General features: G+C 63.3%; 9 protein-coding genes. 7 read left to right on the top strand and 2 right to left on the bottom strand.

Annotated elements, in window-relative coordinates; genetic code table 11:
- Nucleotides 1-130: 130 nt before the first annotated feature.
- The 4 genes from ACQRBT_RS08460 to ACQRBT_RS08445 are packed head-to-tail and all read left to right on the top strand — an operon-like array spanning nt 131 to nt 4,842.
- Nucleotides 131-901: an efflux RND transporter periplasmic adaptor subunit gene (locus ACQRBT_RS08460; RefSeq protein ID WP_104995139.1), complete on the top strand. Its 771-nt coding sequence runs from the start codon at nt 131-133 to the stop codon at nt 899-901.
- The gene (locus ACQRBT_RS08455) at nt 898-2,217 is read left to right on the top strand and encodes an efflux RND transporter periplasmic adaptor subunit (protein ID WP_412047454.1); all 1,320 of its coding nucleotides are present in this window, start codon (nt 898-900) and stop codon (nt 2,215-2,217) included. Before ACQRBT_RS08460 ends, ACQRBT_RS08455 begins: the two co-directional genes overlap by 4 nt.
- Nucleotides 2,217-4,313 (top strand): HlyD family efflux transporter periplasmic adaptor subunit, encoded by a 2,097-nt coding sequence (locus ACQRBT_RS08450; RefSeq protein ID WP_412047455.1) that lies wholly within the window; start codon nt 2,217-2,219, stop codon nt 4,311-4,313. Before ACQRBT_RS08455 ends, ACQRBT_RS08450 begins: the two co-directional genes overlap by 1 nt.
- 13 nt (nt 4,314-4,326) lie before the next feature.
- On the top strand, nt 4,327-4,842 hold the full coding sequence (locus ACQRBT_RS08445; protein ID WP_060755487.1) for a GNAT family N-acetyltransferase: 516 nt from the start codon (nt 4,327-4,329) through the stop codon (nt 4,840-4,842).
- Here ACQRBT_RS08445 and ACQRBT_RS08440 read toward each other — a convergent pair.
- Nucleotides 4,818-5,126 carry a hypothetical protein gene (locus ACQRBT_RS08440; protein ID WP_060755488.1) on the bottom strand — a complete coding sequence of 103 codons (309 nt, stop codon included), beginning with the start codon at nt 5,124-5,126 and terminating at the stop codon, nt 4,818-4,820. The genes ACQRBT_RS08445 and ACQRBT_RS08440 overlap by 25 nt on opposite strands.
- Before the next feature lie 51 nt (nt 5,127-5,177).
- Nucleotides 5,178-5,765, bottom strand: a complete 588-nt coding sequence (locus ACQRBT_RS08435; protein ID WP_090367650.1) for a phage tail protein — start codon at nt 5,763-5,765, stop codon at nt 5,178-5,180.
- Nucleotides 5,766-5,966: 201 nt separating this feature from the next.
- On the opposite strand from ACQRBT_RS08435, the gene ACQRBT_RS08430 reads away from it, so the two are divergent.
- The 3 genes from ACQRBT_RS08430 to ACQRBT_RS08420 form a co-directional block, all read left to right on the top strand.
- Nucleotides 5,967-7,580: a glycosyltransferase family 39 protein gene (locus ACQRBT_RS08430; RefSeq protein ID WP_412047456.1), complete on the top strand. Its 1,614-nt coding sequence runs from the start codon at nt 5,967-5,969 to the stop codon at nt 7,578-7,580.
- A gap of 86 nt (nt 7,581-7,666) precedes the next feature.
- Nucleotides 7,667-8,530: a sulfotransferase family protein gene (locus ACQRBT_RS08425; protein ID WP_060755491.1), complete on the top strand. Its 864-nt coding sequence runs from the start codon at nt 7,667-7,669 to the stop codon at nt 8,528-8,530.
- Nucleotides 8,531-8,580: 50 nt separating this feature from the next.
- Nucleotides 8,581-13,358, top strand: a 4,778-nt coding sequence (locus ACQRBT_RS08420; RefSeq protein WP_427851671.1) for an Ig-like domain-containing protein, incomplete at its 3' end; no start/stop codon positions are given.

Raw genomic sequence — 13,358 nt, 5'->3', positions numbered from 1 at the left:
CGCAATCATAACGTACGCCTGCGAAGACGTCGGTAGCGCCCTACAATAAATTCAGATTTATCCGTTTTCGGTAGTGGCAATTTGATTTGCCTGCCCTAGACTGCCGACATCATCAGGGAGTAGTTACCGCATGGAGCCGTTACGTAGTTGGGTGTTTGGAGTTTCATGTCTGATGGGCCTGACGCAACTGGCCATGGCGGACGACCCGTTGCTGGATCACCCCCCTGCGGCGGCGACCGGCGCCGACGAGGCGCGTGGCGTGTTGCGTGCCCGCGACCAGGCAATGCTGGCCAGCGAGCTGTCGGGGCGGATCGTCGAGTTGCCCTTCAGCGAGGGCGAATCGTTCAAGAAGGGCGACACTCTGGCACGCTTCGACTGCTCGGCCTACCAGGCCCAGCTCAATGCCGCCCAGGCCGCCAGCCGTGGCGCCGGTGAGGAGCTTGCCCACAACAAACAACTGGCGGCACTCAACTCCGTCGGGCGTTTTGAAGTGGCCCGCGCCGAAGCCAAACTCACCGAGACCCAGGCTCAAACCCAGGTTTATCAAGTACAGGTCAAACGCTGCAGCGTGCTGGCGCCGTATGACGGCCAAGTGGTGCAGCGCAAGGTCCAGCGTTACGAAAGCGTATCGGCCGGGGCGCCGTTGCTGGAGATCGTCGATAACCACAGCCTGGAAATCCACCTGCGGGTGCCGTCGCGCTGGATGGGCAAACTCAAGCCCGGGCAAACCTTCAATTTCACTCCCGACGAAACCGGTCAGGCATTCACGGCCACGGTCAAGCGCCTGGGTGCTCGTATTGATGAAGGCAGCCAGACACTGCTGCTGGTCGCCACCTTGCCGAACGCTTCCGGGCTGCTGGCAGGCATGAGCGGTACTGCCCGCTTTGCGCAATTGCAATGAACGCACCGCTGGCGGGCCACGCCGAGCGCGTGTTTGCGCAGTTTCTCGATCTTGAGCGTCAGATTCGTGCGGCGCGTACCACCGAGCAACTGGCCTACAGCCTGGTCAACGATGGCCAACCACTGTTTGGCTATCGCCATGCCGCCCTGTTGATCGCCGGTAAGGTGCGGGCGGTGACGGCGGTGAGCAGCGTCGACCCCAACGCGCCGTTTGTGGCTTTTGTCGAACAAGCGGTGGCGCAGTTGCACAAGCTGGCGATGAGCCAAACCGCACGGGTGGTGCCGGCTGAGCAATTGAGTGGTGCGGTGCAAGCCGATTGGCAGGGCCTGTCGGCCGGGCATGTGTTCTGGCTACCGTTGGTTGACCCCCAGGGCCGAGTGTTCGGCGGCCTGTGGTTGGCGCGGGACACGCCGTGGAGCCCGGCCGAGCAAGTATTGCTGGCGCAACTGGGCGACACTTGCAGCCATGCCTGGCATGCGTTGCAACCGCGCCAGCCGTGGCGCTTGCGCCTGACCCGCAAACGCCAGATAGCGGCGGTGGTGGCGTTGCTGCTGACGCTGCTGATCCCGGTACATCAGTCGGTGCTGGCGCCCGCCGAAGTGGTGCCGCTGGCCGGGCAAGTCGTCGCGGCGCCGCTGGATGGGGTGATCGCGGAGTTTCTGGTCAAACCTAACCAGACGGTGAAAACCGGCGACCTGTTGCTGCGCTTTGAAAGCACCACGCTGACGGCCCAGGCCGATGTGGCCGCGCGTGCGCTGGGCGTGGCCGAGGCGGAGCTCAAGGCCAATTCCCAGCGTGCCTTTGCCGATGCCGAGTCCAGCTCGAAGATTGACCTGCTGGCCGCCCGCGTCGAGCAAAAACGTGCTGAACGTGACTATGCGCGTGAGCTGCTCAAACGCAGCGAAGTGCGCGCCGAACGCGACGGGATCGCCGTATTTGCAGACGCCGATCGCTGGACCGGTAAACCGGTGCAAACCGGCGAGCGGCTGTTGCAGATCGCCGATCCGGCCCAGGCGGAGTTGCGCATTGAATTGGCGGTGGGTGATGCGATTGCCTTGGCGCCCAATGCCCAGGTCGCGCTGTTTCTCGACAGCGACCCGCTGCAACGTCACCTCGCGACCCTGCAACGGGTCGCCTATGAAGCGCAGCCCACACCGGGTGGGCAGTTGGCCTATCGCCTCGATGCGCAATTCGATGATGCGCCGCCCCGTATCGGCCTGCGCGGTACCGCGAAACTCTATGGAGAGCGGGCGCCGCTGGCCCTGTACCTGCTGCGCCGGCCGCTGGCAGGCTTACGCCAGAGCGTGGGTCTCTGATGAGCCTGCCCAGGCTGCGCGAAGACCTGCAACTGTCCGCCGCCGGCGCCGCGTTGGACGGCTCGCCGCGCTGGACCCTGGCCGACCCGGTACGTGGGCGTTATTTCAAACTTGGCGCCAGCGCGATTCGTTTGTTGCGTCACTGGTCGCTGGGCGATCCGGAAAAAGTCCTGCAGGCCGCCAACCGCGAACCGGGTTTGCCCCTGGAGGGTCGCGAAGTGGAGGAACTGCTGAGCTTTTTGCGTGCCCATGACCTGATCGCCGCCTTCGACCCGCAGCAACGGGCGAGCTATCTCTATAAAGCGGCCGCGCAAAGGCGCAGCCTGTGGCAGGTGTTGCTGCATCAGTACCTGTTTTTCCGCATTCCGTTGTGGCGCCCGGATGCGTTTCTCAACCGTGTATGGCCTTGGCTGGCACGCTTTGGCCCGGGATTGTTGCGTTACGGCTTGCCGATCATCCTGGGCTTGGGCGTGTTTCTGGTCGCACGCGACTGGCAGCGTTTCCTGGCGACCTTCCCGCACCTGTTCAGCCTCGGCGGCGCCCTGGCATTCGGTGTGGCGTTGTTTTTCGCCAAGCTGTGCCATGAATTCGGCCATGCCTTCATGGCCAAGCGCGCCGGGTGCCGGGTGCAGAGCATGGGTGTGGCGTTCATGGTGTTGCTGCCGATGTTCTACACCGATGTGAGCGACGCGTGGCGGGTCAATGATCGCCGTGCGCGGTTGATGATCGGAGCCGGCGGGGTGATGGCCGAGTTGTTGCTGGCGTGCATTGCCCTGCTCGCATGGTCGTTGTTGCCCGACGGTCCGGCGCGCACGGCGGCGTTCATGTTGGCCAGCGCGACTTGGCTGACCACGTTGGCGATCAACCTCAACCCGTTCATGCGTTTTGATGGTTACTTTTTGATCAGTGACTGGTGGGGCGTGGATAACTTGCAGGGCCGCGCTTTTGCACTGTGCCGTTGGCGCCTGCGCGAACTGTTGTTCGGTTATGGCGAGCCGGCGCCGGAGCCGTGGTCGCCGACGATGCAACGACGCTTGCTGGGGTGGGGTTACCTGGCGTGGCTGTGGCGGGCGGCGCTGTTCCTGGGGATTGCGCTGGCGGTGTATCACCTGTTCTTCAAGCTGCTCGGGATCTTCCTGATGCTGATGGAACTGGTGTGGTTCATCGGCTTGCCGGTCTTCAAGGAGTGGCGCGAATGGTGGAGTCGTCGCACCCAGGCCCATGCCCCCCGGGTGTTGCTCAGCAGCCTGGGCCTGCTGTTGCTGCTGCTGGCGCTGGTGGTGCCGTGGCGCAGCGCCGTGGAGTTGCCGGCCATGCTCGAAGCCGGACGTGCCAGCGCATTGCATGCGCCCGTGGCGGCGCGGGTCAAGCAGGTACGGGTGGCCGATGGCGAGGCCGTCACCCAAGGCCAGGTATTGTTCGAGTTGGAGTCGCCGGATCTGGAAGCGCGACAAAGCATCGTGCGCCGTGAAGTGGAGATTCTGCAGTTGCAGATGCGTCGCCAGGCCGGGCGCACTGAAACGGCGGCGGATGCCGGGATCAACGATCAGCGTCTGTCCCAGGCCCTGGCCGAATACCGAGGCCTGGCTGCCCAGCGCGAGCGGTTGCTGTTGCGCGCACCCCATGCAGGCACGGTGCGCGATGTGTTGCCGCAATTGAGCGTGGGCCGTTGGCTGTCGCCCAAGGATTCGCTCGCGCAAGTGGTGGAAGAGGGGGCACGCCTGCGGGGTTACCTGGCCGAGGCAGAGTTGTGGCGGGTAGCCCCGGGCGCCACCGGGCGCTTTATCGCCGATGACCCGATGCATGCCGCTATCCCTGTCGAATTGACCGATATCGACACCAATGGCGTGGCCTACCTGGACCAGGAGGCACTCACCTCCGACCACCATGGGCCAATCGCCGTACGCCGTGATGAAAACCAGCGCCCGGAGCCGGTCCAGGCCCAGTACGGCGCGCGGTTGAAAAGCGTGCAACCGATCCAAACACCCCGCCAGCCCCTGCGCGGTGTGGTGGTGTTGCAAGGGCGCAGTGAGTCGGTGCTGGGCGTCGCCTGGCGTCGGGCGGCAGCGTTGGGGGTGCGAGAAAGCGGGTTCTGACAGGAGTTGAACGATGTTGAACAAGGATGGCGCCCTGGCGCAGGGCTTGGTGGTCCGCCCGTCACGCAGCAGCGATGGGCCGTTTTTGCAGAGCCTCTACCGTTCGGCGCGTGCGGATCTGCAATGGATCGATGGCGAGCAAGCGTTGGTGGAGGCGGTGATTGCCCAGCAGTTCCAGGTGCAGGAACGAGGGATGGACGAGCATTTTCCCGGCGCCCTGCATTATGTGATCGAGAAACTGGCCACGCCCATCGGTGCGTTGAGCGCCGACTTCGGGCCTGCTGAAATCCGTGTGTTGTACCTGGCTTTTGTCCCTACCGCCCGTGGGCAAGGCTTTGGTCGTGCGGTGTTGCAAGGGGTGCAGCAGGCCGCTGCCCAAGTGTGTTGCCCGGTGGCGACGGTGGTGTGGGCGAGTAACCCCCATGCGCGCCAGCATTATCTGGCGCTGGGGTTTGAGGTGGAAGAACAGACGCCCGCCGCGCAGCGCCTGGTGTGGTACCCGTCTCAGTTGAAAACGATGCAGAAATAGCCGCGCTGGGTGTCGCGGCCCATCGCGGGTTCGCGGGATACGAACACGTTTTCCAGGCAGCTGTCCCCGAGTGGCAGGCGGCAGAGGCCGTCGACGAAATCGGTCGGTACGAGGCTTTCGAGCAACACGCTGAACGCCGTGCGTGAGCCGCCAGGCAGGCTGGCCTTGGGGGCGTGGGTGAGGCGTTGGATCTGGATGGGCAATGCAGAACCATCGGGCAGGTAAAGCACACTGGTCTGGTTCAACAAAGGCTGGAAATGATTGAGGGTCATCAGGTTCAGCATAAGGCGGCTCCACTTGAGAAATGCCGAGGCCCGTGGGCCTCGGCCAGGGGCTTAGCTGCGGGACGGAAAGATGCCGTTCAGCGCAATGCTGAAGTTGATCACCAGGAACGGGTTCATCGTGGCCATGGCCTGGCCTTGGCCGGCGGGGTCGATGGTGCCGGTCAAGGTGGTACTGACGCCTTTGAGCGTCACCGGGTTGGCGCCCTGTTGGTCCGAGTAGATCGTCGCGCTGCCCGGGCCGGGGCCGGAAGCGCCGATAAACGCGTTGGCGGCAGTGGGGACCGTGACCGGGTTGCTGGTGACACTGGTCAGTTGCACGGTGGTGGTGGAAGTGAAGGCCGCGGTGCCATGTGTGTGGGTCGGCAGGTTGGCCAGCGTGGCGGTGACGTTCTCGACCCCGGCGAACGCGCCGATGACTCGCGGCGACAGGTTCGCGCCGTTGCCTTGGCCGATGGGCAGGCGCCCCTGCAAATCCGGCAGCTTGAAGGACTGCACCCCGTCGCCGCCGTACGTGGTGGTGATCAGGGCGAACAGCGCCTGGTACTGGCTGATGGACAAGGTTTGACCGGCGCACAAGGCCCAGTCTCTAGGGGCGAAATTAAACGCGAACGGTTGAATAGTGCCGATGAATACTTCCATGGATCGTTCATCCTTGCTTATGGCTCTATGGGTGTGTGACGCCAATTGATCTGGCGTCATCGCAGAGCGTAGACGCCGCTGATGCGCGGCGCCCGGCGGTCGCGAAACCGCGAGCGAAACGGGGGCTTTTGGCCTAGAGTGGCGCATGTTGACGCAACGGCGGGGTTTGCCCGGGAATCGGGCAGTGTCAGGGGAATTGAGGTGCGACGGTCTGTGGTAGAACAAGACAACAAAGTGGGGGTTTTTCCCGCAGTCAATCGCCTGTCGGCGGCTTGGGAAGGTGCCGGTTGGCTCAGCCGTTTATGGTGGGTGCCGATTCTGGCGCTGGCCATGGCCGTGCGTTTCTATGGCCTCACGGCCTCGGCGATCTGGGGCGACGAAGGCTCGAGCCTGTTGCTGAGCGAATACGCCATCGATGACCTGTGGTTTCACGCGGCCCATGATGTGCACCCGCCCTTGTACTTTTTCATGTTGCGCGGGTGGATCGGGCTGTTTGGCGATGGCATCTGGTCGATTCGCGGCATGAGTGCAATCCCCGGTGTGGTCGCGGTGGGCCTGGGGATCTGGCTGACGCGGCAACTGTCCACCCGGCGCGCGGCGATACTGGCGGGGGTGCTGCTGGCGCTGTTCCCCACGGCCGTGCGCTACAGCCAGGAAGTGCGCATGTACTCGCTGCTGGCCGTGTGGCTGCTGGCCGCCACGCTGGCGCTGGTGTACTGGGTACGCCGGCCCGAGCGCAGGCGCTACCTGGCGGCCTACGTGCTGCTGATGGTGGCTGGGTTCTATACCCATTACTTCACAGCCTTGTGTGTGCTGGTGCATTGGTCCTACCTGGGGCTGTTGTGCGCGTCCCAGGCGCCGGGCCAGCGTCTGATCCTGCGCCCTTCGTGGTGGTGCGCCAATACGCTGATCGTGGCGCTGTACCTGCCCTGGTTGCCGAACCTGCTGGACCTGACCCAACACGTTGAACAGCTCAAGGTCGGCGGCGATATCGGTTGGGAAGACCCGGTCACGCTGATCTCCATGCCGTCGATGGTCTGGCAGTTCATGCTCCAGGATGAGGGCATCGATTTCTGGAAACCGTTGTTCTGGCTGTTTCCGCTGTTGCTGATTGGCGTCGTGGTTGCGACCGCCTGGCGTGATCGTGAGGCCCATCGGCCGGCGGGCCTGCTGGCGATGTTTTTCCTGCTGCCGCTGTTGCTGGTGTACGCGGTGTCGTTTATTTCCCCGGTCTTTATCGAGCGCTACCTCACGGTGTATGCCCTCGGCTTGCCGATCATGGTGGCCTTGGCCATCGACCGTTTGCCCAAGCGGCTGTCACGTTGGGGCGTCGCGTTCCTGGTGCTGTTTGTCAGCGTGGAACTGCTGGGGGTGAAGAACAACGCCACCGTGGACGAGCATGACCAATTCAACGTGCCGGTGGAGTTCGTCAACCGTAACTATCAGGAAGACGACCGCATCGTTCTCAGTGACATGCTGTGGTACCTCAGCTACGTGTATTACGACCAGACCGACGCCCAACTACAGCTCTACACGCCACCCAAAGCCGACGGTACGCCGACTCGGCCGACCGCCTACGGCTTTGGCACCCTGGTGGACCAGGACGGTGGGCGCATTTATCTCGACCGCCTGTCGGCATTGCCGGCGGATACCCGCCGCGTGTGGCTGATCAGCAGTGCCGAGCCGCCGGATGATTTCGCCCCGATACCCGCCGATTGGCGCGAACTCATGCGCCAGGATGGCGGCGGCGCAAGAGCGCGCCTGTTTGTCCTGTGTCGCGGGCCAGAGCCTTCGCAGCCTGAGGGCTGCCGCTAATTGCGAATTGGCATTAAGAAAATGTCTAAATAGTGGCAAATAACCACTAGTGAGCACCGCAATCCTCAGCTACGCTTCGGGCATAAATGGATTTGTCCTACAAAGTGGTGAAAGGATTGCGCTATCACTTTATCTCCGGTCTGCCGCGTTCCGGCTCGACCTTACTTTCTGCGATCCTGCTGCAGAACCCCCGTTTTCGCGCGGGCATGAGCAGCCCCGTAGGGACGCTGTTCAATGGCGTGCTGGCGCAGTGCAGCGCCGGCAGCGAGTTTGGCTCGGTCATTGATCCGGACACCCGCCGTCGCCTGTTGCGCGGCCTGTTTGATGCTTACTACGGCGACAAACCTTCCACCCCCGTGGTGTTCGACACCAATCGCCAGTGGTGCGCGCGCATGCCTGCCTTGCACGACCTGTTCCCCCAGGCCAAGGTCATTGCCTGCGTGCGCAATGTCGCGTGGATCATGGACAGCCTGGAACGCCTCTACCGCGCCAATCCGTTTGAGAACACCAAACTGTTCAACGACGATATCGAGCGCAACACCGTGTACAGCCGCGTCGAAACCCTCGGCCAGCGCAATCGCCTGGTGGGTTATGCCTGGTCGGCCCTCAAGGAGGCTTACTACGGTGAAAACGCCGGTTCCATGCTGATCGTCGACTACGACCTGCTGTCCCAGGCGCCGGAGCGCGTGATGCGGTTGGTCTACGAATTCATCGGCGAGCCGTGGTTCGAGCATGACTTCGACAACCTCAGCTACGACGCACCGGACTTCGACGAAGCGCTGGGCGTCAGTGGGTTGCACCGGGTCAAACCCAAGGTCGCGCTGCAACCTCGGCGTACGATCCTGCCGCCCGACCTCTTCGAGCAGTTCGCGCATATGGATTTCTGGCGGGATGGGACCCTGAGCGCCGCCAATGTGATTCGCACCAAAGCCGATGCCGTGATCAATTGATCGCGGTTTTTTCATAGCGGGTATCTGCATTCGACAAGCGGGTGAGCAACATGTGGTGGAGCAAAGGTAAGGCACGGCAGGCAACGACAGGCGCCAACACCCTGGCGACGCCGATGATCATGTTCCTGGAGCCGCGCATGTTGTTTGACGGTGCGGTCGCGGCCACCGTGGCCGATGCCGCCCAGGCTGACAGCCACGCCACCGCCGATGCGGCGGCCAAGGCACCGACGGCCGAACATGCCTCCGTCAGTAAAGACACCCATGGCCAAACCGATGCGCCGGCGACACCGGCACCCGTGGCGGTACCGGGGCAGACCGTGGTGTTCGTCGACGCCCGGGTCAAGGACTCCGCCGACCTGCTCAAGGGGGCTGCCCCCGGCACTCAGGTCGTGCAACTGGATGCGAGCAAGGACGGCCTGCAGCAGATGGCCGATTACCTGGGCAGCCATCAGGGCGTGAGTTCGGTGCAGATTATCGCTCACGGCAACACCGGTGATCTGTGGCTGGGCAGTACCTATCTGTCGGCCGACAACGTTGCGGCTCGCAGCGAAGTGTTGGCGCAGATCGGCCAGGACATGAATGTGGGTGGCGACATCCTGATCTATGCCTGCAACACGGCGCAGGGCACCCAGGGGCTGAACTTTGTCGACTCACTCGCGCAATTGACGGGCCGGGATATTGCCGCATCCACCAACCGCACCGGCGGGGGCGGCGACTGGACGCTGGAAATTGCCACGGGCTCCATCGAGAGCCACACCGCGTTGTCGTACCAGGCGATGTCGGCGTACCAATACGGCTTGGCCACGATTACGGTGACCAACAACGGCGACAGTGGCGCCGGTTCATTGCGCCAAGCCCTGAGCGATTCGGTGACGGGCGATACCGTGACGTTCAACTCAAGCATGACGGTTAACCTGAACTCTCAACTGGTGATCACGAAGAATGTCACGGTTGCGGGTGATTTGAACCACGACGGCGTGGCGGACGTTACCCTCAGCGGGCAGTACAAGACCCAGGTGCTGAGAGTTAATAATGGGGTGACCGCGACACTCGATGGCCTGGTCATCACCCAAGGGCTGGCGGTCGGGAATGGCGCGCAGGCAGGTGTCGACGGCACAGCTGCGATGGGCGGCGGTATCGTCAACTTCGGTAACCTGACCTTGAATAATGTCACGGTGACCAGTAATGCCGCCTCGGGTGGCGGTGGCGGTGGCGGGGTGACCGCGCCTTATGCCGGTGGCCCGGTCGGTGGTGGAGGCGGTGGCGGCGGTGCGCTTGGTGGGCAGGTCGGAGGCCACGGCGGTATCGCCGGCACTGGTACGGGGGTATACGCCGGGACCTCCGGTAGCGCCAACACCGGTGGCACGGGCGGCTCCTATAGCCCCACCTATATGGGCGGCAAGGGTGGCAGCAACGTAGGGGGGGCCGGTGCTGTAGGCGTCGGTGGCTACAGTAACGGTGGGAGCGGCGGCACGGCGAACAACGGCACTATCAGTATCGGTGGCGGTGGTGGCGGCTCTGGATGGGACAGGCCGGGTCGTGCCGGTGCCTCGGCCAGTGGCGGTATCTACAACGCCACCAGCGGTACCCTGACCGTTGTCGGCACTTCGGTGATTTCCAATAACATCGCGGCCGGTGGTGGTGGCGGCGGCGGTGGTGGGAGTGGTGGCAGTGCTGACCCGGGCGGTGCGGCCGGCAAAGGCGTCGGCGCAATCTGGAACAAAGGCACGCTGTTGATGACCGCCGCCAACTTTGCGGCCCTGAGCGGCAACGTTGGTGGCAGTGGCTCCGGCGGCCAGGCGGCAGGCGGAGGTGCCACGGGCGCTTCCGTGGCGGCCGTAAACAATATCTTCAACGATGGCGGCACCCTGAACACCGCCTACTCACCCACGCCATCAGCAACCATTGTCGTCACCACCACGGCCCAGCACATTGGCAGCACTTCGTTGGTGACCATTACCTTCAGCCAGGCGGTCAACGGGTTCACTAACGCCGACCTGACCGTGTCGAACGGCACCTTGAGCGCTGTCAGTTCCAGTGATGGCGGCGTCACCTGGACGGCGACGTTCACCCCAAATTCGAGCGTGACCAGCGCGACCAACCATATCGTCCTGGATAATACCGGTGTCACCGGCGTGTCGAATGGCCTGGCGGGCAGCGGGACTTCTACCTCCAATAACTACACCGTCGATACGGTACGGCCGACCGCCACGGTTGCGGTAGCCAGCACGGGTTTGAATATCGGCGGCACCTCCGTGGTGAACATCACCTTCAGCGAAGCGGTCTCCGGCTTCAGCCTGGCCGACATGACGGCCTCCAACGGCACCCTGAGCAACCTGGCCACCAGCGATAACATCCACTGGACAGCGACCCTGACACCGACGGGCGGGATCACCAGTGGTGCCAACGTCATTACCCTGGACAACACGCTTTACACCGACGCCTCGACCAATACCGGCACCGGCGTCACCACGTCCAATAACTACAGCGTCGACACCGTGCGCCCCACCGCAAGCATTGTGGTGTCTAACCCAGCGCTGAACATCGGTGGCACTTCTCTTGTGACCATCACTTTCAGCGAAGCCGTCTCCGGCTTTACCAACGCCGACCTGGTCGTCGCCGACGGCACGCTGAGCGCGGTGAGCAGCAGCGATGGCGGCATCACTTGGACCGCCACCCTGACGCCAAGCGCTGGGGTTAGCCATAGCGGTGACGTGATTACCTTGAGTAATACCGGGGTCGCCGACCTGGCAGGCAACGCCGGCAGTGGCACCACCAGTTCCAACGCGTATGCCGTCGACACGCTGCGGCCGAATGCGACCATTGTGTTTTCCAACACTACCCTGGCTATCGGTCAGACCTCCCTGGTGACGATTACCTTCAGTGAGGCGGTGAGCGGTTTCACCAACGCCGACCTGACGATCACCAATGGCACCTTGAGCGCTGTCTCCAGCAGTGACGGCGGTGTGACCTGGACCGCCACTTTCACCCCGACAGCCAGTATCACCAGCCCGACCAACCACATCACGCTGGACAAGACGGGCGTGCAGGATCTGGCAGGCAACGCCGGCAGCGGCACGACCAACTCCAATAACGTGGCGATCGACACCCAGCGCCCGACGGCCACGATAGTGGTCGCCAACCCGATATTGGCGATTGGCCAGACTTCGCTGGTTACAGTGACCTTCAGCGAAGCCGTCACGGGTTTCACCAATGCCGACCTGACTATCGCCAACGGCACGCTGAGTGCGGTGAGCAGCAGTGACGGTGGGATCACCTGGACCGCAACGTTCACCCCGTCGGCGAGTACCACCAACGCCGCCAACCACATCACCCTGGACAATACCGGCTACAGCGACCAGAGCGGCAACACCGGCACCGGCACGACAGACTCCAATAACTTCGCTATCGACACCCAGCGGCCGACGGCGACCATCGTCATCGCCGACCCCGTGCTGAGCGCCGGTGAAACCACAATGGTGACCATCACATTCAGTGAGGCCGTGAGCGGTTTTACCAACGCTGACCTGACCATCGCCAACGGCACCTTGACGGCGGTGAGCAGCAGCGACGGCGGTATCACCTGGACCGCTACCCTCACGCCGACGGTCGGTGTCAGCGATGCCACCAACGTCATTACCCTGGCCAACGCCGGTGTCGCCGACCTGGCCGGCAACGCGGGCTCGGGCACCACCAGTTCGGCCAACTACACGGTCGACACCGTGCTGCCCACGGCGACCATCGTTGTTGCGGACAGCGCTTTGAAAATTGGCGAAACCTCTGCGGTGACGATCACGTTCAGCGAGGCGGTGACAGGTTTCACCAATGCCGACCTGACGATTGCCAACGGCACCTTGACGGCGGTGAGCAGCAGCGATGGGGGGATCACCTGGACGGCGACCTTCACGCCGAGCAGCGCCATAACCGACGCGACCAACCTGATCACCCTCGACAACAGCGGCGTACGCAACCTTTCGGGCAATGCCGGCAGTGGTACCACCAGCTCCAACAACTACGCCATCGATACCCAGCGCCCAACCGCAACTATCGTGGTGACGGACACCGCCCTGGGTATCGGCCAGACGTCGCTGGTGACGGTGACATTCTCCGAGGCGGTCACCGGCTTTACCAATGCCGACCTGACGATTGCCAATGGCACATTGAGCGCGGTGAGCAGCAGTGATGGTGGCATCACCTGGACCGCGACGCTCACCCCGGCGGCCGGTATCACCGATACCAGCAATGTGATCACCCTGGATAACACCGGCGTTGCCGATTTGGCCGGCAACGCCGGCGGCGGCACGACCGACTCCAACAACTACACCGTCGACAGCCAACGGCCGACCGCGACCATTGTGGTTGCTGATTCGGCGCTGACAGCCGGTGAAACATCACTGGTGACGATCACCTTCAGTGAGGCGGTGACCGGCTTCACCAACAGCGACCTGAGTGTGCCCAATGGCACGCTCAGTGCCGTGAGCAGTGCCGATGGCGGCGTGACCTGGACGGCTACCTTCAGCCCGAACGTCGGTACCCGGGACGCCACTAACCTGATCATCCTGGACAATACCGGCATCACCGACCTGGCCGGCAACGCGGGCTCAGGCACCACCAGCTCGGCCAACTTCACCCTCGACACCGTACGGCCGACCGCGACCATCGTGGTGGCGGACAACGCGGTGAAAATCGGTGATACCTCGCTGGTGACCATCACCTTCAGCGAGGCGGTGAGCGGTTTCACCAACGCCGACCTGACCGTTGCCAACGGCACCTTGACGGCGGTGAGCAGCAGCGACGGAGGGATTACCTGGACGGCGACCTTCACGCC

Source organism: Pseudomonas sp. R19M (assembly GCF_050312585.1).
Taxonomy (GTDB): domain Bacteria; phylum Pseudomonadota; class Gammaproteobacteria; order Pseudomonadales; family Pseudomonadaceae; genus Aquipseudomonas; species Aquipseudomonas palleroniana.
Note: the sequence above shows the minus strand (reverse complement) of the source record. Positions and strands in the feature narration are given on the sequence as shown.

Coding starts and splice junctions, on each gene's coding strand:
- ACQRBT_RS08460 (WP_104995139.1), top strand. CDS start 131: ATGGAGCCGTTACGTAGTTGGGTGTTTGGAGTTTCATGTCTGATGGGC.
- ACQRBT_RS08445 (WP_060755487.1), top strand. CDS start 4,327: ATGTTGAACAAGGATGGCGCCCTGGCGCAGGGCTTGGTGGTCCGCCCG.
- ACQRBT_RS08425 (WP_060755491.1), top strand. CDS start 7,667: ATGGATTTGTCCTACAAAGTGGTGAAAGGATTGCGCTATCACTTTATC.
- ACQRBT_RS08440 (WP_060755488.1), bottom strand. CDS start 5,126: ATGCTGAACCTGATGACCCTCAATCATTTCCAGCCTTTGTTGAACCAG.
- ACQRBT_RS08435 (WP_090367650.1), bottom strand. CDS start 5,765: ATGGAAGTATTCATCGGCACTATTCAACCGTTCGCGTTTAATTTCGCC.
- ACQRBT_RS08455 (WP_412047454.1), top strand. CDS start 898: ATGAACGCACCGCTGGCGGGCCACGCCGAGCGCGTGTTTGCGCAGTTT.
- ACQRBT_RS08450 (WP_412047455.1), top strand. CDS start 2,217: ATGAGCCTGCCCAGGCTGCGCGAAGACCTGCAACTGTCCGCCGCCGGC.